Genomic DNA, 21,810 nt, shown 5'->3' with positions numbered 1-21,810 from the left:
CTCCCCCTTGGCCTAATAAATATGTAGTTTATAATAAAGGAATATCCGCCCTGTGTATACACTTGTTTTTTAGAGATACACAGATTTTTCCGTCTGCCGTCTTTTTACCCCCTTAGACGGAACGGGCTCCCTCTTTTTCTTCTTTTCTGAGTACTTGACATGCATGCTGACATTCACCAATATACCGGCGCTCGTTAATAACAAAAACATTGATGAGCCCCCGTAGCTGATAAACGGCAGCGGAACACCTGTGATCGGAATTAAGCCGCTGACACCGCCGAGATTGATAAAGGTCTGAATCGCAATCATGCTGGATATCCCGATTGCCAAAAGGCTCCCGAACGGATCTTCACATTTTCTCGCAATATAAAAACCTTTTAACACGACAAAAGCCAGCAGCACAATGACAAACAGGACGCCGAAAATGCCGAGCTCCTCTGAAATAACCGCCATAATAAAGTCTGTATGCGATTCAGGCAGATAACCGTATTTTTGAATGCCTTCTCCAAGACCGAGACCGAAAAAACCGCCTGAGCCGATCGCATAATACGAATTTATAATCTGCAGGCCTGATGTGCTGGCGTATTTAAATGGATTTTCAAGGCTTTCAAACCGGCTCATACGCCCGGGTGTCAAAATATCGTCCCATTTCAGGTAGATGATCGGGCTGACAAGGAGCAATACGATTCCCGCCATGAGAACCAGCCTGAGCAGGGTCCTTCCGCTGAATCCCGAACACATAATGACGCAAAACGCGATCAGGCCGATAATCATCGCCGTTCCGAAGTCAGGCTGAATGGCGATAAGCGCACAAATGACTACGGTGACGATCACCGGCGGCGCAACCCCCGTCAAAAGCTGATCGATATAGCTTTGTTTCTTTGCGTATACCGCGGCAAGGTACAGTATCAGGGTCAGCTTGACAAATTCCCCCGGCTGAATGGCCATTCCGCCGATTTTAAACCAGCTTTGCGCGTTTCCGGCAACATGTCCGAAAACAAACAGCGCGCAAAGCGCAGCCACTGACGCAAGCAGTATGAATTTCTGAATCTTTTGATGGGCGAACACTTTGTACGGAAAAACGGCCGCGATGATAAACAGCACAAACCCCGCGATGACGGCGAACAGCTGCCGTTTAAAGAAATAGTCGCTGCTCACGCCGTAACGCATAACGGCGGTAATCATGCTTGAGCTGTATACCATTACCAATCCGAAACTGCACAGCAGAATGATAGCGCATATCAATGAATAATCGTAAGATTTTAACATTCTTTTAAACATAACATCCTCTTTCCTGCTTAAAGCTTACGTTTAATACCTATTGCGTATTATATTTTACTATAATTCATAAACATTTTACGCAGTTTCTTTATAGTTTTTCGGATGAAATGCAGATTAAGAGACCGTCTTACGAAAAGAAGATGCAAAAAAACGGTTTACGGTTATAAAAAAACCCAAACCGTTGAATAGTTTGAGTTTGATCATTTATTTTCCTGTAAACGCGTCATGCAAAGCAGACAGTTCTCTTTCAAGTCTGTCCAGCAGCTCTTTGCCGTCGTTTTCGTCAACTAATCCCAGGCGGACAGCAAAATCGATTTCCCTCGACAGTCCGAACATCTGAGTATCCAAGACCTCTTCATAAAGAGGACATTGAGGCATCGTTAAGTTATCCATTTGTACTCGGATCAGCTTCAAAATCTTCTCAGCATCTAACTTCAACAGCTCGAATGCTTTCTGCTGATGGTCAACTATAATCTCTGAAGCCAAAAGTATCCCTCCGTTCCCCAGGCGAGTACCTAATTCTTCTATTTATCATAAAGGGTATCAGATGAAATTGCAAGAGGATTTAAGCAGATGTTATGATAAAAAATGTTTCAAAAAATACTCAGCCTGTATTTCTCAGACATGATTTCCAAAAGCTTCACACCCGCGATGCTGTTGCCTTTTTCATCAAGCGCCGGGCCGAATATACCGATTCCGAAGTTGTACGGCGAAATGCCCATGATCCCTCCCGAAACGCCGCTTTTAGCGGGAATGCCGACCTTAATCGCGAATTCCCCGCTCGCATTGTACATGCCGCATGTCACCATAAACGTCTTGCAGATTCTCGCCACATCTTTTTTAATGACCTGCTCCCCGGTTTCCGGATGCTTGCCGTCAAGGGCGAATACGCAGCCGATTTTGGCTAAGTCCAGACTGCTCATCTTAATCGCGCACTGTTTTGTATACAGATCCATGACCTCTTCTACATCGCCTTCAAAAATGTCATACTGCTTCATGTAATAACACATGGCCCGATTAATCATGGATGAACTGAATTCCGATTCCGCGACATGTCTGCAATATGTAATGTCCTGATTATTCGCAAGTCTTCTGATGAATCCGAGCAGGTAATCCAGGCGGTCTTTCGGCGAATGCCCTTTAATGAAACCCGTAACGACGAGAGCTCCCGCATTAATCATCGGATTTAAAGGCTTGCCCGGATTTACTGTTTCAAGCTTAATCATGGAATTAAATGGGTCGCCGGTCGGCTCCTGACCCACGCAGCTGAACACCTTTTCCTTTCCGTAATCCATCAGTACGAGCGCCAGAGAAAGCACTTTCGAAATGCTCTGCAGCGTAAATGTCCGATCGGCGTCTCCTGCCGTCAGACATGTATTTTCCGCATGATAAATCGTGACCGAAAGGCTGTCTTGTTCAGATTCAGCCAGAGCCGGAATATAGTCTGCCACTTTGCCTTCTTCGGTCCTTTTTTTCGCTTCCTGAACTAATGCGTCCAGCTCTTGGTAATGCCGGCATACCATGTCGATCATCCTCACTTCGCTGCCGTTGTATACATCTAATTTGCGACGCAAAGTGACAATTCATGCGAAAACTTTTATACTTTAAGTAAAGGGGGGCTTCACCATGAGCGTTATTCAGGTAAAAGGCAATGTTATATATCCGATTACAATTGATCCGAGTGTCTGGATTTTCGATGACCGCAAGTTTCCGTTTGAAAAAAATCAGCCCGTTCATCCGGACGGCTCTGCAGAAACCCAGGAGCATACGCTTGATCCGGAACGGGTGATCAGAGAAGGGCGCATTTCGCCGCCGACTTTAAAAAGCGAAAAACGTTATGAAAAAGAAAGACTGATGAACGGCAGCTTCGCCATGAAGCTCGGCGCTGTTTTAGCAAATGCCGAGCCGAAAGAAAGCGCTGTCCTGTGCGCATTTATTTCAAAATCAGAAAGAACCGAAGTGCCGCTAGAAAAGGCGATGGACGCAATCGCGCATTTCAGCGATGCGGGGAAACCCCTTCAAGACGGCGGCCCGGTCCATTTTTACGTGGACGGCGACTTTGAAAAACCGATAACGGGCGTCACAGAAATCGAAGTTTTATAACAAATCGGCGGCAAGCTGTGCAAGGCCGGATCTCTCACCTTTCACAAGCTTCACGCTGCCGGAGACGGTTTGTTCTTTAAACCGTTCTACAACATAAGCAAGTCCGTTGTTTAAACTGTCTAAGTATGGGTGATCTATTTGCTCCGGATCGCCCATCAGGACAATTTTGCTGCCCTCTCCCACCCGAGTCAAAAGCGTTTTGACCTCGTGCCTCGTCAAATTCTGAGCCTCATCAATAATAATAAACTGATCCGGAATGCTTCTCCCCCGAATGTATGTCAGCGCCTCCACCTGAATCGATCCGATTCCTGCCAAAATCGCTTCAAGTTCACCCGGCTTTTTCGCATTGAATAAAAATTCAAGATTATCAAAGATCGGCTGCATCCACGGCTTGAGCTTTTCCTCTTTTTCGCCAGGCAAATATCCGATATCCTTTCCCACCGGGACGATGGGACGCGCGACGATCAGTTTTTTATAAATACCGAGATCCTCCGTCTGCAGAAGCCCTGCCGCGAGAGCAAGCAAGGTTTTTCCCGTTCCCGCTTTTCCGATCAGGGTGACAAGCGGGATATCTTCCCTCAGCAGGAGTTCAAGCGCCATTGTCTGCTGGACGTTCTTCGGCCTGATACCCCATACATGCTCATCATCGAAAACGAGTCTTTTTACGGTCTCGCCTTTCTTATCTGTCATGCCGACCGCAGACGAAGATCCTCCTAATTCATCTTTCATCAGCACAAATTGATTCGGATAAACCTGATGCTGCTGAAGCTCCTTGACTGAAATTTGTTTGTCTTTATAAAACGAGGCAAACCGCTCTTTATTCATAAATATATCTTTGTACCCGCTATATATTTCATCATGGTCAACGACTCTGTCGTTTAAAAAGTCCTCCGCCAAAAGCCCGATGGCATCCGCCTTTACCCTGACAAGCACATCTTTGCTGACCAGGATGACGAGGCGGCCGTTTTCTTTCGTTTCCTCCTCAAGGCTTAAATTTTTTGCCACCGCCAAAATGCGGTTATCATTCGTTTTTTCGATAAAAATTTCTTGGAGCTGGTGAAATGACCGGTGGTTCAGTTCAATTCTGAGCGTTCCTCCGCTTTCAAGCGGAACTTTCTCGTGCAGCCTTCCTTTCTCCCTGAGCCCGTCTATCAGCTTAGATACGTGCCTCGCATTTCTCCCGACCTCGTCCATATACCGCTTTTTTGAATCGACCTCTTCCAGCACGACGGCGGGGATGACAACTTCGTTTTCTTCAAAGGAAAAAATGGCGTTAGGATCCTGCAAAAGTACATTCGTATCTAACACATAAATTTTACTCAAGTCTCAGCCTCCTGAAATAAGGATCAAAGCCCATCGTGTGCTTCTCTTTCCGCGAAAAACGGGGATGCCTGCTAAAATATATGATTTGGTGAATAAAGATAGAAGGTTAATTCAACAATAAAATAAATGAAAGCATTCAAGGAGGAAATCTGACGTGCGAATTCTTTTCATTATCATACAAGCCTTGTTTATCCTTACCGGCTGCACTGCTGTACAGGACGGCCGCGGCCGTAATATTCAGAACGAATCAGCCGATCAGCGCGATGCAAAACCGATCCATGTGAAAAATACGGCTCCTGAGACAGCTGAAAATCCCGGCCGGACAGACATCGCTAAGCATCTCGTTGAGGTAACCGAAAAAATCCCCGGCATTTCAGATGCCACCGCGGTTGTACTCGGAAGATACTCCGTTGTCGGTATCGATGTGGATGACAATTTAGAAAGAAGCAAAGTGGAGAGCATTAAATACACGGTTGCCCAGGCGTTAAAAAACGATCCTTACGGCGCCAATGCCGTTGTCGTGGCTGATCCTGATACGGTTTCCCGCCTGAGAGGCATGGGCAGCGACATTAAGGCCGGCCGCCCCGTTTCAGGCATTTTGGACGAACTTGCCGCCATCGTCGGCCGTGTCATGCCGGAAGTCCCGAATGATGTGACCGACAATGAAAAAGAATCACCGACTCAATCGAATGATGATCAGCTGAACCAAAGAGACCAGAACAAGCTGCAGAACGAACAGAACGATCAATCGGATCATCATATGAAAAACCGCCGGTAAAAAGCAGCGCCCGCTCCATAGGAAGGGCGCTGCTTTCTTTCCCTTTGGCAGGAGGGGCATCCATGATATAATGCTTGTCATAGTGAAAGAGGTGAAAATCAATGAGAGTAAAATGTTCCATTTGCGACAAAATCGAACAAATTGATGATGAAACACTGACAGCCAAACGCCTCCGCAATCGTCCGATTCATACATATATGTGCCGGGAATGCCATGACCGAATCAAAGTCAAAACGGAGGCGCGGCTGAATACCGGACACTTTTCCTTTCATCCCGGACAAAAAGCGAAAAAAGATAAACTGAAAAAATAAACCGAATAAAAAATGACCCGCCGGAAGGCAAGGTCATTTTTTTATTGCGGTTTAGCTGACTGGCTTTTTTTGGACTGGTGCAGACGGATTTTGTAAACGATCAAAATCAAGGCGGCGACAACAAGCCCTTCTCCGACCGGCAGAAACACACCGAAAAAAGTCAGCACGGTGCAGCCGAGCGCGAGAAAGAGATAAACTGCCGCAGCCTTCAACACCGGCAGCCGTTTGGCAAAGCCGAGTTTAAATACAATTACCGAAAGCACGACGATCGTTCCGTATAACAGCCACATTCCCGTCAGCGGATGCTCATCCACTTGGTAAAGGGCCGCAAAGAACGACAGCCGTTCACTTACTTCATTCAAAAAGATCCCCCTCCCCTTTTCCGTTCGGGTTCTACCTTTTCAAATTCTGCAAGTGATTAAGACATTCCTGCTGTTTTTTTCTTTTTCGCCGCTTTTTCACGTTCGTTTTTATTCAGGATTTTCTTTCTTAAACGGATGGATTCCGGCGTTACTTCACAGTATTCATCTTCGTTTAAGTACTCGAGTGATTCTTCAAGCGACATAATGCGCGCTTTCTTAATCGTAGTCGTTTGATCCTTCGTAGCGGAACGGACGTTTGTCTGCTGTTTCATTTTGCTGACATTGACGACAAGGTCATTGTCACGGTTATGTTCGCCGACAATCATGCCTTCATATACTTCTGTTCCGGGCTCAACGAAGATGACGCCGCGGTCTTCAATACCTTGAATTCCGTAAGATGTCGCTTTTCCGTTTTCCATGGAAACGAGCACACCCTGACGTCGGCCTCCGACTTGGCCTTTTTGCATCGGCTGATAGCTGTCAAACGTGTGGTTCAGGATACCGAAACCGCGTGTCAGTGACAGAAACTCAGTAGAATAGCCGATGAGTCCGCGTGAAGGTACGGTAAAGATCAGGCGGACCTGGCCGTTTCCGTTATTAATCATATCAAGCATTTCGCCTTTTCTCGCACCCATTGATTCCATAACAGAACCGGTATGCTCTTCAGGCACGTCAATCTGCACGCGCTCAACAGGCTCGCAGCTTACGCCGTCGATTTCCTTAATGATAACTTCAGGTTTAGACACTTGAAGCTCATAGCCTTCACGGCGCATGTTTTCAATTAAAATGGACAGGTGAAGCTCACCGCGTCCTGAAACAACCCATGCGTCAGGTGATGCAGTCGGTTCGACACGAAGACTGACGTCTGTTTGAAGCTGCGCGTTCAGACGCTCTTCAATTTTGCGGGCTGTGACATATTTGCCTTCACGGCCTGCAAACGGGCTGTTGTTTACGACAAATGTCATTTGGAGCGTAGGCTCATCAATGCGCAGAACCGGCAGCGGCTCATGGTGGTCAGCCGGACAAACCGTTTCACCGACATTGATGTCTTCCATGCCCGAAACGGCAACGAGGTCTCCCGCTCTCGCTTCTTCAATTTCCACGCGTTTCAATCCTTGGAAACCGAAGATTTTCGTTACGCGGAATGATTTTACCGTTCCGTCAAGTTTCATCAATGAAACCTGCTGACCCACTTTCATCGTGCCGCGGAAAACGCGTCCGATACCGATACGGCCGACATAATCATTGTAATCAAGCAGCGCCACTTGGAATTGAAGAGGCTCTTCGGCGTTATCTACCGGGGCAGGGACATGTTCAAGAATCGTTTCATACAGTGATTCCATATTTTCGTCCTGCTTTTTCGGATCCAGACTTGCCGTTCCGTTAATCGCAGAAGCGTAGACGACAGGGAACTCAAGCTGTTGTTCGTTTGCGTCAAGCTCGATGAACAAATCAAGCACTTCATCAATGACTTCTTCCGGGCGGGCGAAATCACGGTCGATTTTGTTTACGACGACAACCGGATTTAAGTTCTGCTCAAGGGCTTTTTTCAGTACGAAACGGGTTTGCGGCATGCAGCCTTCATATGCGTCAACGACTAACAGAACGCCGTCAACCATTTTCATAATCCGTTCTACCTCTCCGCCGAAGTCGGCGTGTCCCGGAGTGTCCAAAATATTAATGCGTGTATCTTTATAGTTAATCGCAGTATTTTTCGCAAGAATTGTAATACCGCGTTCACGTTCAAGATCGTTTGAATCCATTGCGCGTTCGGCAATATTTTCGTTGGCACGGAATGTTCCGGCTTGGTGAAGCAATTGGTCTACCAAAGTCGTTTTCCCATGGTCAACGTGGGCAATAATCGCGATGTTGCGAAGATCGTTTCGAAGTTTCACATTTTCATCTCCTAAAAAAATTAGATAACTTTCATATTATACCACACATCCTCTTTAAAAGCGTTACGTTTTTCTGTAAACTGAAAGTATGACGTTAAAGGGGATGGAAATATGAAAAAATTGAATTGGCTCTTATTATTATTTGCATTCGCAGCAGTCTTCAGCATGATGCTGATCGGCGTATCAATCGCTGAGAAAAGCGCATGGGGCATCATCGGAAGCATTGTTCTCGTTATCGCCATGATGGGAAGCGGTTTCACCGTAAAGAAAAAAATGCGCGAACAGGGACTGCTTGATTAAAAGCATGACCCTTTGCAAAATTCCGTAAACATGGAAAGAAAATATCTAATGAAGCCTGAATCAAAGATTCAGGCTTTTTTACATCCTCAAAACAGGCTGAGATGTAAGGCTTATCTCCCCCGCCGCCTAGTCAGGAAGCCGGAAATGACAGCTCCCATTCTAGTTACATCAGCAGATTCCCTCAGAATATGCAGTCTGAAATAGTCCGGCATCGTTATGCAGAAAATACCATACCTCCTATTTCAATTCCATCATTGTCTTTTTATACTTGTGGCTGTAAGCAAATACACATGACAAGGAGAGAACGAAATGAAAACATCTTTTTTGAAGAAAACCGCTGTAACTGCCGCCGCAACCGCCTCAGCCGCCTTGCTTGCATTCAGTCCGCTTGATTCTGCCGGCGCAAAAACGATTCAGGCAAATGAACCGCATGTCCTGCAGGCTTCCGCAGAGAAAACACCGGAAGACGCGGCAAAACTCATTGACATCATCAGCCAATCGATTTACAAAAAAGACGGTGTCTATTATTTTGACGGTGAAAAAGCGGTTGAATTGGGATTAGATCAAGAACAAGCCCAGATCATTCAAAAGCTGTGGGACAGTTCAACCGAATTTTTAACCGTACTTTCCCAATGTATTGAGAAAACGGACGGCGAATATACATTTAATAAAGAAAAAGCGGTGGAGCTCGGCTTTACGGAAAAAGAGGCCCTTATCGTTGATCAGCTGTTCACCGCTTTTTCCCAAAGTCTTCATATCCTTCAATCTGCGCTGATTGAAGAAGACGGTGTGTATACATTTGATCAGGAACTTGCTGAAAAAGCAGGAGCAGGAAAAAAAGAAGCAAAGCTGTGTGCGGGATTCTTTAATTCACTGCCCCAGGAATTGCTTGAAGGCATTTATACAGCCTTTCATCCGGCTGAGTAAACGGATTAAAACGCCCGGTCATTCAGCCGGGCGTTTTTTTAAATAAGCAGTTTAAGGACCAGCATGATAAGAAATACAGCGCCGAACAAACAGGCTGCTTTTATCAGCAGCTTTCCGTAATACCGTTCCTTAAACCGCCTTTCTTCTTCTGCATAACAGGCTGGCGCCTTCATCTCAGGGCTGCCGAGGTCAAACGGCTCCTTCATCATATGATATAAACTCCCGCACTTACCGCATGATTCAAGATGGCGGGAAATAAACCGCTCCGTTTCTGTTTCACAATCGCCTTCAATATATAAAGGGAGTAAATCTCTCACTAAACAGCAAGTCATATCTGTCCGTCCTTCCTTTTTTCCGCCAAGTGCTGTTTCAGCTGCATTCTCGCCCTGTACAGGGTGCTCTTCACCTTCGAAAGACTCCAGTCCAAAACATCAGCAATCTCTTCGTAAGACAGCTCTTGAAATTCCCTTAAAATTAAAACAGTCTGCTGATCGCTTTTCAGACGCTGAATCTGCCCGGTCAGCGCATTCTGAGTGTCTGTCCGGGCGACGTAATGCTCCGGCAGTTCATATGTTGTTTGCTGAAGCCCTTCATTCAGGGTGATATCTGAAAATTGATATTTTCTATCACGTCTGTACCAATTGATGAAGGTATGATGGGCAATTGCATAGAGCCACGTTCTGATAGACGAATGGCCCTTAAACGACTCAAGCCCGTTAAATGCTTTCATAAATGTATCCTGAGCGAGGTCTTTAGCGGTCTCAGCATGTTGTGTGCGTCTGTAAAGGTAATACATAATATCTTGATAATGTTCACGGTACAGCTGTTCAATTGACATCTTGTTTTTCATTTAAAAGTAAAACCACACTGTCATCCAGATTGAGAGCACAATGAAGAATCCGTACAATCCATACGTCAGGCATTTCATGTATTTAATCTGGCGGATATCGCCGGACGGCGCATTCAAACCATGTTCATACTGCCCTTCTCTGTTTTCCGCCTCAGCTCCGAATAAAAGCTCATGTTCTTTCATCCACTGGAGCGTGCCGCCTTCGAGTTCCCCCTCCTTATATAGGTCGTATAAATCGAAGAAGACAGCCTTTTTTTCTTTATTGTTCATAAAGGTTCACCGCCTCGTAAGTATCCGCGTTCACTACATATGCGTCATGACGATTTGAACCGAACGGCTGAATAATGACGAGCCATGCGTTATATGTTACGCCGTCTTTCACCGCTATGACAGGCTTCACCCGCTTTTTGTAAATGATGCCGTTATAAGCTGCCGCCACTTTTTTGAATGCTGTTTGTCCGTCTCTGTATGTATGCGGGAATGTTTTGGCACTTACCTGTCCGTAGAATGAGGCCTCTTTCATGCCTTCTTCATTTCGGAGCATATAAACGAATGTGCCTTCAGAGTTTTCAAAAACGAGATTGCCTTCCGATTTATCAATTTGTCTAAGCTTTGAAGTATCCGCGTCCAGCAATGAAAAAAGCTTCTTCTGAAGTTCTGTTTTTGTTAAAACGGTGCTGTCAGGTGAGACTCTGATTTTCATAAGACGTCCGGATACTGCATCAAATATCAGCTCCGTTCCGTTATTCGCAGTTACGGTCAAACTGCTGCCGATCAGGCTGTTTATATCCGTATTTGTGATTTCAAATGTCTGATCAGGCATTTGAAGCGTACGAAAGGCGGCTTTTGATGCTTTCACTATGTCTTTTTCCGTCATATGCACCTGCGGCAGTGACTCAAGCTGATAAATAGACGGGTCTTCTGAAAAACCCATAATGGTGTCTTTTTCCCAGTAAAATACTGTGCCCGAATCTTCGTGTTTCGTCCCTTGTGTTTTCGGCGCAATCTCCACGACAAACTGTCCGTTTTCTTTTCTCACTGTTGTCTGAATGCCTTGTGTTTTTATTTTTCGGCCGTGTGCCGACAAGAAATCCAGCGACTTTTTCCGGTATTCCTCTTCTGTAAAAGTGCGGCCTTTCGGTTTTTTGAAATATTGATAATTTGTAATCAATTGGGAAACCTCGTCCACTTCCGCTTCGTAATCTTCCGTTTTAAAACGGTAAAAGTAATGGAGGTCCTGATTGGTTTCTGTTAAATAAATCGGATTCTCAGCCGGAAAAAATGATGTAAGGATCCGTTCCGCTTGGTCTGAAGTGATATGTTCACCCACATTATCAACAGAATCTTCAGCTATCGGCTTTGAAACCGCAAAAGCTGCATCGCCCGCATTGTATACCGGATTCAAAAAGACAATAAAACCAGCGGCCGTTGCCGCCGCAAGAAAGCTTTTCGTCCGCTGTCTGATCCTGTCTGACCGATCAAATAAATGATGGGTCATCAGAAAACCGGCCATCGTTAAATACACCGTAAATGGGAGAAGTCTGCCGTAATCTTTTGTTACACCTGCCGAGGGCGCAGCGAGCACCCACACCAACAGCCCGATGACTCCAACATAAAACACTCCGATAAAAACAGGTCTCGGTTTCCAATACATTTTAAAGAATAAAACATTCATAGAAATCAGCAGAAGTAAAACAACCGTAATAAAACATAGCATCGAAACTATATCCTCCCCCGCCATCGCATCGGGACTGATATTCCAGAAAGTGAAAAAGCTGAAGATCAGCTGAATGACAGGCAGTGCCACCACAGTGAGATCAAACGTATAAAACATGCCCTTTCCCCTCTGCTCCCGCGGCATGAGCATATAGTGAAACGCGGTGAGCAGCACATACCCATACATTAAGAGATGAACGATCGGAAGAAGCTCTCTTTCTTCCGATATCAAATAGTGCGCGCTAAAGTAAGTACTCTGCACCTGATGAACCAATTCAACTGTTATGCCCGCTAATAATACGGCCCTGAGCAGAATTCCTGAATAAAACCAAACTCTCTCACGGCTGATTTTCGGATGAAAAGTCAGCGCATATAAAACAGCAAGGCAGACGGCTGACCACTGAATGATCAACACGCTCTGTCTGCTTAAAATGAAATACCTGTCGAAATGCTGAATAAAATGACTGAAAATCTCTGACATCTGAAACAATCCTTTTCGTTTATTAAGGCCTCACCTGTTTAGACAAACGGCTATAAAAAAAGTTTTACAGATTGGAACATTTTTCCCCTATCATTTTTCCCGACTTCATTTGTCATTTTTTTCAGAATAAATCGCATCATTCGACTCATGTCTGATTCAACACGTGCCTCTCGGCTTATCCCCCGATGCTGGCCGCCGGAAGCCTTTCCGGGACGATTCTATCAATTCATCAGCGGAGTCTAGTTTTATATTGCAGAATGAGAGAATGCTGGTTTATTATAACAATATAAGTTTTCATTATTTTCAAAAAGGGGGATTTATTGTGGGTTTAGGTAAGAAATTGTCTGTTGCTGTCGCCGCTTCCTTTATGAGTTTAACTATCAGTCTTCCGGGTGTTCAGGCCGCTGAGAATCCTCAGCTTAAAGAAAACCTGACGAACTTTGTGCCGAAGTATTCTTTGGTGCAGTCTGAGTTGCCTTCAGTCAGTGACAAAGCAATCAAGCAATACTTGAAACAAAACGGCAAAGTCTTCAAAGGCAACCCTTCTGAGAGACTGAAGCTGATTGACCACACGACCGATGATCTCGGCTACAAGCACTTCCGTTATGTGCCTGTCGTTAACGGTGTGCCTGTGAAAGACTCGCAAGTCATTATTCACGTCGATAAATCCAACAATGTCTATGCGATTAACGGTGAATTAAACAACGATGCTTCTGCCAAAACGGCAAACAGCAAAAAATTATCTGCAAATCAGGCGCTGGATCATGCTTTTAAAGCAATCGGCAAATCACCTGAAGCCGTCTCTAACGGCAACGTTGCAAACAAAAACAAAGCCGAGCTGAAAGCAGCGGCCACAAAAGACGGTAAATACCGCCTCGCCTATGATGTAACCATCCGCTACATCGAACCGGAACCAGCTAACTGGGAAGTAACCGTTGATGCGGAGACAGGGAAAGTCCTGAAAAAGCAAAACAAAGTGGAGCATGCCGCTGCAACCGGAACAGGTACGACTCTTAAAGGAAAAACGGTCTCATTAAATATTTCTTCTGAAAGCGGCAAATATGTAATGCGCGATCTTTCTAAACCTACCGGAACGCAAATTATTACGTACGATCTGCAAAACCGACAGTATAACCTGCCGGGCACGCTCGTATCAAGCACTACCAACCAGTTCACAACTTCTTCTCAGCGCGCTGCCGTTGATGCGCATTACAATCTCGGCAAAGTGTACGATTATTTCTATCAGACGTTTAAACGCAACAGTTACGACAATAAAGGCGGCAAAATCGTATCTTCCGTTCATTACGGCAGCAAATACAATAACGCGGCCTGGATCGGCGACCAAATGATTTACGGTGACGGTGACGGCTCATTCTTCTCGCCTCTTTCCGGTTCAATGGACGTAACGGCCCATGAAATGACACACGGTGTTACACAGGAAACAGCCAACCTGAACTATGAAAATCAGCCGGGCGCTTTAAACGAATCCTTCTCTGATGTATTCGGATACTTCAATGATACTGAGGACTGGGATATCGGTGAAGATATTACGGTCAGCCAGCCGGCTCTCCGCAGTTTATCCACTCCGACAAAATACGGACAGCCCGACCATTACAAAAATTACCAAAACCTTCCGAACACTGATGCCGGCGACTACGGCGGCGTGCATACAAACAGCGGAATTCCGAACAAAGCCGCTTACAACACGATTACAAAAATCGGCGTGAAAAAAGCGGAGCAGATTTACTATCGCGCACTAACGGTATATCTCACTCCGTCATCAAACTTTAAAGATGCAAAAGCAGCTTTGATTCAATCAGCGCGGGACCTTTACGGCTCTCAAGACGCTGCAAGCGTAGAAGCGGCCTGGAGTGCGGTCGGCTTGTAAACAAGAAAAGAGACCGGAGAAATCCGGTCTCTTTTTTATATCCGAAACATTTCACAATGGCTTCACCATGATCATATATGTCTTTTCCCGATCGTCTTTTTCAAGCTTAAGCTGTTCAAAGCCGCATTGGCTTAAAAACAAAACCCATTCATGCCTGTCCAGGGGAACGGCTGAAAACATCGCTTTATGCTCCCCTCTCAGCCGGCCCGCAATCTCTTCAATGACCGCGCGTCCGATTCCTTTCTCTTTTGCCTCCGGAGCGACGGCCACGGTTCCGAGCCACGGTTTTCCGTTTGAAGGCGCCCATTCCAAATGAAAACTGACGGCGGCAGGAGCGCCGTCAATCTCCCATACGAGCCACGTTCCATTGTACATGGAGTATGCAAGCATAAACTCCGCCGCATTTTTTGTTCCGAACTCTTCGTTTTTCCACACCGGGTGTGCAGCCGCCAGCTGCTCCAGAAACCCGAGATCTTCTTCTTCAAAATCTCTACCTGTCAGCATGTAAATAGTCGTCAAAGATAATTTTATGTATTGCCGGATTGCCCGCAAGCACGCTGTGGTTGTCTAAAAACGTAAACGGTTCGCCGTCTGTGGTCGTGTAAATGCCCCCGACTTCGTTCAGCAGCACGCAGCCGGCAGCGTAATCCCACGGCGCGAGCCTCATCGTAATGTATGCGTCAATGCGGCCGGCCGCAACACTGGCGAGCTCAAGTGCCGCCGAGCCGTAGGAACGCGTTCCTCTGACCCGTTTTACGAGCGGCGCCAAAATACTCGGGTCAATCCTTCTGTTTTCCGTCACCCATGTGGCATTGATTGCAATAATGGCTTCTTCAATGGAAGCTTCTTTTAAAGGAGCAAGCGGCGTGTCGTTCAGATAAGCCCCTTTTCCACTGAAGGCGTGATACAGCTCGTCCTGCATCACATCATAAATTAAGCCGATTTTGCCTTTTCCGTCTTCAAAGATGCCGATGGAGATCGCGAAATGCCGCTTTTGATGGACAAAATTCATCGTTCCGTCAATCGGATCAATGATCCAGACGATTCCGTCAAGGGAGCGGAGTTTATCCCCCTGCCCTTCTTCTCCGAGAATCCGGTGTCCGGGAAAAGTTCCCTGTATACGGTCAATGAAAAAGCGCTCCGTCTCTTTATCAATATTTGTGACTAAATCATTCGGATTTGATTTTGTTTCAATCGTCAAGCTTTCCTGCATGGATTGTCTGATTCTCGTTCCGGCTTCTTTTACCCATTGTTTTGCGATATCATCAATTTCCGTCCAATTTGTCATACCGTGTACCTCTTTTCTATGTATAGCTTATTCTATAGCATACTGATAAAGGCGATGAAAAAGCAAGGAAAATGAAAAAAATGCCTTCTCACGTAAAAACGAACCATTTCCTGCGGTTCGTTTTTACTATTCTTTATCCGTTAAGCCGAATCCATTCTTTTCTGAGACGTTCCAGTTTTCTTTTGCTGAGATCGATTTGATCTTCATTCTCTTTTTGCATGGCCTCATACAGGGTTGCCAATTCATAATCAACCTCTAGTCTCCAGACAGCTACACGGTTATTTTTTTCCTCCCTGAATCCTTCCTTCACCACTTGCCTCATTGTCTTTCGCCCCTTCCAGAGATCATTTGTTAAAAAAGCATCCCATTTTTCCAATTTATTAATGATACTTCTTATATCGTATGGAAACTTATATTCGGCTGTAACAACATTCTTAAAATTGTGTGTTTACCTATTCGTTTTTTACCACCAATCCTCTCGGTTCAAACGTTCTCAATGTTTTTGCGGCCGGCGGCGGCTGTGGTAAAATATGAATACTTACGATAAGGAGGAAAAAGATGACTCAGATGCGTTTTACAAAAGAAGACTTCGATACATTTACAATAGAAGGTTTAGATCCGCGCATGGAGGTGTTAAAAGAACAAGTCCGTCCGAAGCTGACCTTGTTAGGAGAGCATTTCGCACCGACATTGTCAGCATTGACAGGCGATGAAATGTTCCCGCATGTCGCCAAGCACGCGAGAAGATCTGTCAACCCGCCGGCTGACAGCTGGGTTGCCTTTGCCAACAGCAAACGCGGGTATAAGAAACTCCCTCACTTTCAGATCGGTTTATGGGACACTCATATGTTTGTATGGTTTGCCATCATTTATGAATCTCCGATAAAAGAGGAATACGGCAGATTGCTGGCAGCGAAGCAGGAGGACATCACAAAACAGATTCCCGGTCATTTTGTATGGTCGCCGGATCATACGAAGCCAGGGGCGTACAAGCAGTCCGACATGGATCAGGAGCAGCTGAAAACATTATTTGAACGCCTGCAGACAGTGAAAAAAGCAGAGCTTTTGTGCGGCATTCAGCTGCAAAAAGAAGACGTGATCAACATGAACAACAATGAATTCCTGCAAACCATTGAAGATGCTTTTAGGAAGCTTTCCTTTTTATACACACTGACTCAGAAAGTCTCATAACATAAAAAGCGGGCCGATTGCCGGCTCGCTTTGTCTACATTTTGATAATCGCTTGATCTGATTGTTTCGCCTGTTTCACAGTCCGATACGGGGAATAGGTGCTGTCAGCTTCAAATTGGCTGCAGATTTTCTTTTCCTCCGCTTTCCCGGGAACGATTTCTTTAAAGCGGCGGTACGCATTCAGAAGTCTGTCTCGGTCAGCTCCTTTTTCATAGGCGTTTTCCACCTGCTGAAAAAAAGCAATGACATCCACGGCCTCCTCTGTCGTCCAGTCCTCATTCATCGGATATTGATATTCCAAATGTCTTCACTCCTTTATAATCATGCTCAAAATAAGCATCTTCCATAGATCATAAATTGTTCTTTACTTTCTTTCAAGTTCATAATATAATTCATTTGTTTTACGTTTAAAAAACGGGTAATAAAACTGAATGTAATACAAACTAATCCGTAGGTATTATGATAAAGGTGGGAAAACAATTGCCGCAACATGAAACACCCCTGTACAGCGGACTGAAAAAGCACGCGGACAGACAGCCTGTCCAATTCCACATTCCGGGCCATAAAAAAGGCGCGGGAATGGATCCGGAATTCAGACAATTTATCGGAGAAAACGCGTTAAGCATAGATTTAATTAATATCGAACCTCTGGATGATTTACATGCGCCAAAGGGCATCATTAAAGAAGCCCAGGATCTGGCCGCGGAAGCATTCGGCGCAGACCATACCTTCTTTTCCGTACAAGGGACGAGCGGCGCCATTATGACGATGGTCATGGCCGTATGCGGACCCGGAGATAAAATCATCATCCCGAGAAACGTTCATAAATCCATTATGTCGGCCATTGTATTTTCCGGAGCGGTGCCGATTTTTATTCACCCGGAAATTGACGATGAGCTCGGAATTTCTCACGGCATTACGCTTGAGTCCGCCGAGCGGGCTTTGACGGAGCACCCTGACGCAAAAGGCCTGCTTGTCATAAATCCGACGTACTTCGGTGTGGCAGCTGACTTGAGCAGCATTGTAAAGCTCGCGCATTCTTTCGATGTGCCTGTGCTTGTCGATGAAGCGCACGGCGTGCATATTCATTTTCATGATAAGCTTCCTCTGTCCGCCATGCAGGCGGGCGCTGATATGGCAGCCACAAGCGTGCACAAATTGGGAGGCTCCCTGACGCAGAGCTCCATTTTAAATGTGAGAGAAGGTCTTGTTTCCAAAGAAAGAGTACAGTCGATTTTAAGCATGCTGACGACAACGTCAACATCCTATCTGCTTCTCGCTTCACTGGATGTCGCAAGAAAACGCCTCGCTACAGAAGGCCGCGACCTTCTTGAAGATACGATTCTGCTGGCGGATCAGACACGGAAACGCCTCAATCAAATTGAAGGCATCCGCTGTGTCGGCGAAGAAATCACAGGGTCTAAAGCTGCATTCAGTTATGATCCGACTAAATTAATCATTTCGGTCAAAAACCTCGGCCTGACGGGTCATGACGTTGAAAAATGGCTCCGCGAATCATATAATATCGAAGTCGAGCTGTCCGATTTGTATAATATTTTATGTATTTTCACCCCCGGCGACAGAGCGAGAGATGCCGACCGTCTTGTAAGCGCGCTTACAGACATTTCAAAGCAGGCTTCCGACAATGACTATGCTCATCAGCAAACCGAAGTTCTGCTTCCTGAAATTCCTCTGTTAGCGATGACGCCAAGAGACGCGTTTTACGCAAATACGGAAGTCATTCCGTTAAAAGAATCCGCGGGACGGATCATCGCAGAGTTTGTCATGGTGTACCCGCCGGGAATTCCGATCTTTATTCCGGGCGAGATCATTACTGAAGAAAATATCAGCTACATTTTTAAAAACTTGGACGCCGGCCTTCCTGTGCAGGGTCCCGAAGATGCAACGCTTGAAATGATCAGAGTCATCAAAGAGCAAAAAGCCATCCAATAAACATAAAGAAGCCCGAAACGAAATCGTTTCGGGCCTTTTTACGCTTTTTACTCTTCTTCAAGATGACACTGGCATTGTCCGCAGCATGTTCCGTATAACGTCGTGACCTTCTCATCCTCAAAGTAATGAATCGCTTCGTTACAGTCTTGGCAAACAATTGTACCCATCTGTCATTCCCCATTTCTCAGAATTTGAAAACGCTTAATTTTCACTTGTTGTTATTATATTATTATGTCACATTTAATATGTCAACTGATAAATTGTATAACACATTTATTTTTTACGGTCTTTTTATAGCTCGAGGATCAATCACAGTATATCCTTTATGACGCAATCCTTTTACAATGTCCGGCATGGCTTCCGCCGTCCATTTCCGGTCATGCATCAATATGTTGGCCCCGTCCCGCAGATAAGGACTGCTCAGTGTGATATCGGTAAGCGCTTTTTTGGATTGATATTTCTGATCCCAATCATACCCGAAGGTCCAGTTCATTTTCACCATACCTTCTTTTTTTATAAGTCTGTCACTGTAGTCCGTATTGCTTCCGAAAGGCGCCCTGAAAAATGCGGGTTTCTCTCCTATTACCTTTTCAACCGCTTTATTGACGCCAATGATTTCTTCACGTTGTTTTTGTTCGGAAAGATCTTTTAAGTTTTGATGAGTCATTGTATGATTACCGATCATAAAACCTAACTCATGAATATGCTTAAGCGCTTTCTTATTTTCATCTTTTTTCAAAAAATGTCCGTTTACAAAAAAGATCGCTGACGCATTGAGATCGTGCAGTTTGTCCGCAATCTCAGCGGCATGCTGATCAGGCGCGTCATCGATCGTTACCAATGCGATCGGTTTTTTCTCTTTCTGTTCATCCATTTTTTCCACAGAAAAGCTATTCGGATTGATATAGTAACGGGGCTCCGCCTTCTGTTTTTTCTGTTTTTCCTCTTTTGTATGGTGGTTTTCCCGTTTGGCATGATTGGCCGCGGCTTGAGAATGGGGTTTGTTTGTTTGCATCTTTTCATTTGATTGGCAGCCGGCGAGTAAGCACATACATATGACAGCTGCAGCGGCTTTATACATGACAATCCCTCCTGATATGGTTTTGCTCCCAGTATAACGAAAAAACAGCGCTCTCACGAAAAACAATGTGCCTTTTTTACACATCGGCTGCGCAAGTTGTCACACGTATTATTTCTTCATTAAAAACGGTTTCAATTATATAACAATTCAGTAACAAGCCTTAGGTTTTTCACCTCTCGTGATACACTTGATATAGGCTTATAAATGGATGAACCCATATATTATATAAAACAGAGGAGTAAGATAGATGCGCTACCGTACGGTGATTCCCTTTTTTTTGATGCTGTTCGTTCTGTCAAGCTGTTCGGTTTCTACTGTCAGTCCATTCACAAAAAACCGGATCGACAGCATTCATCACACTCAAATCTTGTTTTTTTCCGATGAAAATCATATAGATAAAGAAGTGCCTTATTACGATGCGATTCTTGATTTAGAAAAGAAATATCCCCATCATGTCGATCAAATGAAGGTTTATGACAACAGAAAGGGATGGGAAGAGGAAATCAACACGTTCCCTGCGCTGATGGTGATCAATCATCGGCATGTGGTCATGAAGATTGAGGGATCCGTAAAGAAAAAAGAGGATATCATCAAACCTATGCAGCATGTGCTTGCACAATAAAAACAGCCCCCGCTTTTACAAACGGGGGCTGTTTCTTTGTTACATTATTATTTTACGATATGGATCGGGCTTCCGATTGCTACTTCGGCAGCTTCCATAGTGATTTCGCCCAATGTCGGGTGAGCGTGAATTGTCATTGCGATATCTTCAGCAGTCATTCCGCCTTCGATCGCCAGGCTCAATTCAGAAATCATGTCAGAAGCGCTTGCGCCGGCAATTTGCGCACCGATTACAAGACCGTCTTCTTTACGAGTGATCAGCTTCATGAAGCCGTCAGTTTCGTTAAGAGACAGCGCACGTCCGTTTGCTGCAAACGGGAACTTAGCTGCAACGACTTCAATGCCTTCTTCTTTCGCCTGTGCTTCAGTGTAACCGACAGAAGCCAGTTCAGGCTCAGAGAATACAACCGCCGGAATACCGAGGTAATCGATTTCAGCCGGCTCTCCTGAAATAGCTTCGGCAGCGATTTTACCTTCGTAAGACGCTTTGTGAGCCAATGGAGGTCCGTCAATGATGTCACCGATTGCGTAAATGTTCGGTACGTTTGTGCGGCACTGCTTGTCTGTTTTAATGACACCGCGGTCAGTCATTTCGATACCGACTTGCTCAAGGCCGAGCTCATCAGTGTTCGGACGGCGTCCGACAGTGATTAATACGTAATCAGCATCAACCGTTTTTTCTTCGCCTTTTACTTCGAATGTAACTGTTACGCCGTCAGGTCTTTCCTCAACGCCTTTAGCCATGGCGCTTGTATGGATTTCAACGTTGCCTTTTTTCTTCAGTCTGCGGGTAACGAGAGAACTCATTTGTTTTTCGAAGCCAGGAAGAATTTCATCTCCGCCTTCTAAAATAACCAATTCAGTTCCGAAGTTCGCATACGCTGTTCCAAGCTCAGTACCGATATATCCGCCGCCGATAACAACGAGCTTTTTCGGAATTTCTTTAAGCGCAAGTGCGCCTGTAGAGTTCAGAACGCGTTCGCTATATTTGAAGTTTGGCAATTCGATAGGGCGAGAACCGGTAGCAATGATTGCGTTTTTAAATGTGTATGTTTGCGCAGAGTTCTCATCCATTACACGGACAGAGTTGCTGTCTACGAAATAAGCTTCCCCTTTTATAACATCCACTTTATTTCCTTTTAAAAGACCTGCAACACCGCCGGTAAGCTTATTTACAACAGAAGCTTTCCATTCTTGGACTTTTGTAAAGTCAACCGTTACGTTCTCAGCAGTGATTCCCATGTCATCTGAATGTTTTGCATTCTCGTAACGATGGCCTGCATTGATGAGCGCTTTTGAAGGAATACAGCCGACGTTCAGACAAACGCCTCCAAGAGTTGCTTTTTCAACGACTGTTACTTTTTGTCCAAGCTGAGCAGCGCGGATGGCAGCTACATAGCCGCCGGGTCCCGCACCAATCACAAGAGTATCTGTTTCAATAGGGAAATCTCCTACTACCAT

At 45.3% G+C, this 21,810-nt stretch carries 26 protein-coding genes; 9 read left to right on the top strand and 17 right to left on the bottom strand.

From position 1 onward, the window contains the following. Positions 1-69: 69 nt before the first annotated feature. From NYE36_RS07955 to glsA, 3 genes are all read right to left on the bottom strand, one after another. Positions 70-1,281: an FtsW/RodA/SpoVE family cell cycle protein gene (locus tag NYE36_RS07955; RefSeq protein ID WP_053104324.1), complete on the bottom strand. Its 1,212-nt coding sequence runs from the start codon at positions 1,279-1,281 to the stop codon at positions 70-72. A 204-nt stretch (positions 1,282-1,485) separates the two neighbouring features. Beyond that, positions 1,486-1,767, bottom strand: a complete 282-nt coding sequence (locus NYE36_RS07950) for a YlaN family protein (RefSeq protein ID WP_003154494.1) — start codon at positions 1,765-1,767, stop codon at positions 1,486-1,488. Between the two features lie 107 nt (positions 1,768-1,874). Continuing rightward, positions 1,875-2,804: a glutaminase A gene (gene glsA, locus NYE36_RS07945; protein ID WP_012117487.1), complete on the bottom strand. Its 930-nt coding sequence runs from the start codon at positions 2,802-2,804 to the stop codon at positions 1,875-1,877. Positions 2,805-2,907: 103 nt separating this feature from the next. On the opposite strand from glsA, the gene NYE36_RS07940 reads away from it, so the two are divergent. Beyond that, positions 2,908-3,384, top strand: coding sequence for a peptidyl-prolyl cis-trans isomerase (locus NYE36_RS07940; RefSeq protein WP_144664975.1), 477 nt, complete (start codon positions 2,908-2,910; stop codon positions 3,382-3,384). On the opposite strand, the gene NYE36_RS07935 is transcribed toward NYE36_RS07940, so the two are convergent. Beyond that, positions 3,379-4,707: a PhoH family protein gene (locus NYE36_RS07935; protein ID WP_015417407.1), complete on the bottom strand. Its 1,329-nt coding sequence runs from the start codon at positions 4,705-4,707 to the stop codon at positions 3,379-3,381. The two genes, NYE36_RS07940 and NYE36_RS07935, sit on opposite strands and share 6 nt — an antisense overlap. A gap of 154 nt (positions 4,708-4,861) precedes the next feature. Here NYE36_RS07935 and NYE36_RS07930 point away from each other — a divergent pair, with 154 nt between their 5' ends. Next, positions 4,862-5,485 carry a YhcN/YlaJ family sporulation lipoprotein gene (locus tag NYE36_RS07930; protein WP_012117484.1) on the top strand — a complete coding sequence of 208 codons (624 nt, stop codon included), beginning with the start codon at positions 4,862-4,864 and terminating at the stop codon, positions 5,483-5,485. A gap of 101 nt (positions 5,486-5,586) precedes the next feature. Next, complete coding sequence (locus tag NYE36_RS07925) at positions 5,587-5,796, top strand: YlaI family protein (RefSeq protein WP_007409677.1); 210 nt, start codon at positions 5,587-5,589, stop codon at positions 5,794-5,796. A gap of 41 nt (positions 5,797-5,837) precedes the next feature. Here NYE36_RS07925 and NYE36_RS07920 read toward each other — a convergent pair whose 3' ends face one another. Beyond that, entirely contained in the window at positions 5,838-6,158 is a 321-nt protein-coding gene (locus tag NYE36_RS07920; RefSeq protein ID WP_265450917.1) for a YlaH-like family protein, read from the bottom strand. 56 nt (positions 6,159-6,214) lie between these two features. Next, positions 6,215-8,053, bottom strand: a complete 1,839-nt coding sequence (gene typA / locus NYE36_RS07915; protein ID WP_007409675.1) for a translational GTPase TypA — start codon at positions 8,051-8,053, stop codon at positions 6,215-6,217. Between the two features lie 111 nt (positions 8,054-8,164). On the opposite strand from typA, the gene NYE36_RS07910 reads away from it, so the two are divergent. After that, the gene (locus NYE36_RS07910; protein WP_003154504.1) at positions 8,165-8,353 is read left to right on the top strand and encodes a YlaF family protein; all 189 of its coding nucleotides are present in this window, start codon (positions 8,165-8,167) and stop codon (positions 8,351-8,353) included. A 309-nt stretch (positions 8,354-8,662) separates the two neighbouring features. Then, entirely contained in the window at positions 8,663-9,280 is a 618-nt protein-coding gene (locus NYE36_RS07905; protein ID WP_144664974.1) for a hypothetical protein, read from the top strand. Positions 9,281-9,318: 38 nt separating this feature from the next. Here the strand turns inward: NYE36_RS07905 and NYE36_RS07900 are convergent, their stop codons facing one another. The 4 genes from NYE36_RS07900 to NYE36_RS07885 are packed head-to-tail and all read right to left on the bottom strand — an operon-like array spanning position 9,319 to position 12,327. After that, on the bottom strand, positions 9,319-9,612 hold the full coding sequence (locus tag NYE36_RS07900; RefSeq protein ID WP_063095327.1) for a zf-HC2 domain-containing protein: 294 nt from the start codon (positions 9,610-9,612) through the stop codon (positions 9,319-9,321). Beyond that, a complete protein-coding gene (locus NYE36_RS07895; protein WP_017417714.1) occupies positions 9,609-10,130 on the bottom strand; it encodes a sigma-70 family RNA polymerase sigma factor in 522 nt (173 codons plus the stop codon). Before NYE36_RS07895 ends, NYE36_RS07900 begins: the two co-directional genes overlap by 4 nt. Then, on the bottom strand, positions 10,131-10,400 hold the full coding sequence (locus NYE36_RS07890; protein WP_062623334.1) for a hypothetical protein: 270 nt from the start codon (positions 10,398-10,400) through the stop codon (positions 10,131-10,133). Beyond that, positions 10,390-12,327, bottom strand: coding sequence for a hypothetical protein (locus NYE36_RS07885; protein ID WP_265450915.1), 1,938 nt, complete (start codon positions 12,325-12,327; stop codon positions 10,390-10,392). Before NYE36_RS07885 ends, NYE36_RS07890 begins: the two co-directional genes overlap by 11 nt. A 322-nt stretch (positions 12,328-12,649) precedes the next feature. Between NYE36_RS07885 and NYE36_RS07880 the strand changes: the two genes are divergently transcribed. Further along, the gene (locus tag NYE36_RS07880) at positions 12,650-14,215 is read left to right on the top strand and encodes a M4 family metallopeptidase (RefSeq protein ID WP_342496886.1); all 1,566 of its coding nucleotides are present in this window, start codon (positions 12,650-12,652) and stop codon (positions 14,213-14,215) included. 51 nt (positions 14,216-14,266) lie between these two features. Here NYE36_RS07880 and NYE36_RS07875 read toward each other — a convergent pair whose 3' ends face one another. From NYE36_RS07875 to NYE36_RS07865, 3 genes are all read right to left on the bottom strand, one after another. Beyond that, positions 14,267-14,719 carry a GNAT family N-acetyltransferase gene (locus NYE36_RS07875; RefSeq protein WP_095353016.1) on the bottom strand — a complete coding sequence of 151 codons (453 nt, stop codon included), beginning with the start codon at positions 14,717-14,719 and terminating at the stop codon, positions 14,267-14,269. Next, positions 14,706-15,503: an inositol-1-monophosphatase gene (gene suhB, locus NYE36_RS07870; RefSeq protein WP_007409670.1), complete on the bottom strand. Its 798-nt coding sequence runs from the start codon at positions 15,501-15,503 to the stop codon at positions 14,706-14,708. Before suhB ends, NYE36_RS07875 begins: the two co-directional genes overlap by 14 nt. Positions 15,504-15,636: 133 nt before the next feature. Next, positions 15,637-15,825, bottom strand: coding sequence for a hypothetical protein (locus NYE36_RS07865; RefSeq protein ID WP_003154513.1), 189 nt, complete (start codon positions 15,823-15,825; stop codon positions 15,637-15,639). Positions 15,826-16,061: 236 nt separating this feature from the next. On the opposite strand from NYE36_RS07865, the gene NYE36_RS07860 reads away from it, so the two are divergent. Beyond that, entirely contained in the window at positions 16,062-16,694 is a 633-nt protein-coding gene (locus NYE36_RS07860; RefSeq protein ID WP_265450912.1) for a DUF1054 domain-containing protein, read from the top strand. A 34-nt stretch (positions 16,695-16,728) separates the two neighbouring features. On the opposite strand, the gene NYE36_RS07855 is transcribed toward NYE36_RS07860, so the two are convergent. Beyond that, complete coding sequence (locus NYE36_RS07855) at positions 16,729-16,995, bottom strand: UPF0223 family protein (protein ID WP_007409667.1); 267 nt, start codon at positions 16,993-16,995, stop codon at positions 16,729-16,731. A 179-nt stretch (positions 16,996-17,174) separates the two neighbouring features. Here NYE36_RS07855 and NYE36_RS07850 point away from each other — a divergent pair, with 179 nt between their 5' ends. Then, positions 17,175-18,647 carry an aminotransferase class I/II-fold pyridoxal phosphate-dependent enzyme gene (locus NYE36_RS07850; RefSeq protein WP_094032415.1) on the top strand — a complete coding sequence of 491 codons (1,473 nt, stop codon included), beginning with the start codon at positions 17,175-17,177 and terminating at the stop codon, positions 18,645-18,647. Between the two features lie 47 nt (positions 18,648-18,694). Here NYE36_RS07850 and NYE36_RS07845 read toward each other — a convergent pair whose 3' ends face one another. Further along, the gene (locus NYE36_RS07845) at positions 18,695-18,814 is read right to left on the bottom strand and encodes a GapA-binding peptide SR1P (RefSeq protein WP_003154518.1); all 120 of its coding nucleotides are present in this window, start codon (positions 18,812-18,814) and stop codon (positions 18,695-18,697) included. Between the two features lie 113 nt (positions 18,815-18,927). Next, positions 18,928-19,728 carry a polysaccharide deacetylase family protein gene (locus NYE36_RS07840; protein WP_094032414.1) on the bottom strand — a complete coding sequence of 267 codons (801 nt, stop codon included), beginning with the start codon at positions 19,726-19,728 and terminating at the stop codon, positions 18,928-18,930. Positions 19,729-19,975: 247 nt separating this feature from the next. Between NYE36_RS07840 and NYE36_RS07835 the strand changes: the two genes are divergently transcribed. Next, positions 19,976-20,350 (top strand): hypothetical protein, encoded by a 375-nt coding sequence (locus tag NYE36_RS07835; RefSeq protein ID WP_007409664.1) that lies wholly within the window; start codon positions 19,976-19,978, stop codon positions 20,348-20,350. Positions 20,351-20,397: 47 nt separating this feature from the next. On the opposite strand, the gene lpdA is transcribed toward NYE36_RS07835, so the two are convergent. Then, on the bottom strand, positions 20,398-21,810 hold the full coding sequence (lpdA, locus tag NYE36_RS07830) for a dihydrolipoyl dehydrogenase (protein ID WP_007409663.1): 1,413 nt from the start codon (positions 21,808-21,810) through the stop codon (positions 20,398-20,400).

The sequence above is a fragment of the Bacillus sp. FSL R5-0593 genome, from assembly GCF_038603755.1.
Taxonomy (GTDB): Bacteria; Bacillota; Bacilli; order Bacillales; family Bacillaceae; genus Bacillus; species Bacillus velezensis.
The sequence above is the reverse complement of the archived record's forward strand: the minus strand, read 5'-3'. Positions and strand labels throughout refer to the sequence as shown.

Excerpts from the sequence above, each read along its gene's own strand:
- NYE36_RS07955 (WP_053104324.1), bottom strand. The coding sequence starts at position 1,281 with ATGTTTAAAAGAATGTTAAAATCTTACGATTATTCATTGATATGCGCT.
- glsA (WP_012117487.1), bottom strand. The coding sequence starts at position 2,804 with ATGGTATGCCGGCATTACCAAGAGCTGGACGCATTAGTTCAGGAAGCG.
- NYE36_RS07940 (WP_144664975.1), top strand. The coding sequence starts at position 2,908 with ATGAGCGTTATTCAGGTAAAAGGCAATGTTATATATCCGATTACAATT.
- NYE36_RS07925 (WP_007409677.1), top strand. The coding sequence starts at position 5,587 with ATGAGAGTAAAATGTTCCATTTGCGACAAAATCGAACAAATTGATGAT.
- NYE36_RS07910 (WP_003154504.1), top strand. The coding sequence starts at position 8,165 with ATGAAAAAATTGAATTGGCTCTTATTATTATTTGCATTCGCAGCAGTC.
- NYE36_RS07905 (WP_144664974.1), top strand. The coding sequence starts at position 8,663 with ATGAAAACATCTTTTTTGAAGAAAACCGCTGTAACTGCCGCCGCAACC.
- NYE36_RS07900 (WP_063095327.1), bottom strand. The coding sequence starts at position 9,612 with ATGACTTGCTGTTTAGTGAGAGATTTACTCCCTTTATATATTGAAGGC.
- NYE36_RS07895 (WP_017417714.1), bottom strand. The coding sequence starts at position 10,130 with ATGAAAAACAAGATGTCAATTGAACAGCTGTACCGTGAACATTATCAA.
- NYE36_RS07890 (WP_062623334.1), bottom strand. The coding sequence starts at position 10,400 with ATGAACAATAAAGAAAAAAAGGCTGTCTTCTTCGATTTATACGACCTA.
- NYE36_RS07885 (WP_265450915.1), bottom strand. The coding sequence starts at position 12,327 with ATGTCAGAGATTTTCAGTCATTTTATTCAGCATTTCGACAGGTATTTC.
- NYE36_RS07875 (WP_095353016.1), bottom strand. The coding sequence starts at position 14,719 with ATGCTGACAGGTAGAGATTTTGAAGAAGAAGATCTCGGGTTTCTGGAG.
- suhB (WP_007409670.1), bottom strand. The coding sequence starts at position 15,503 with ATGACAAATTGGACGGAAATTGATGATATCGCAAAACAATGGGTAAAA.
- NYE36_RS07865 (WP_003154513.1), bottom strand. The coding sequence starts at position 15,825 with ATGAGGCAAGTGGTGAAGGAAGGATTCAGGGAGGAAAAAAATAACCGT.
- NYE36_RS07860 (WP_265450912.1), top strand. The coding sequence starts at position 16,062 with ATGACTCAGATGCGTTTTACAAAAGAAGACTTCGATACATTTACAATA.
- NYE36_RS07845 (WP_003154518.1), bottom strand. The coding sequence starts at position 18,814 with ATGGGTACAATTGTTTGCCAAGACTGTAACGAAGCGATTCATTACTTT.
- NYE36_RS07840 (WP_094032414.1), bottom strand. The coding sequence starts at position 19,728 with ATGTATAAAGCCGCTGCAGCTGTCATATGTATGTGCTTACTCGCCGGC.
- NYE36_RS07835 (WP_007409664.1), top strand. The coding sequence starts at position 19,976 with ATGCGCTACCGTACGGTGATTCCCTTTTTTTTGATGCTGTTCGTTCTG.
- lpdA (WP_007409663.1), bottom strand. The coding sequence starts at position 21,810 with ATGGTAGTAGGAGATTTCCCTATTGAAACAGATACTCTTGTGATTGGT.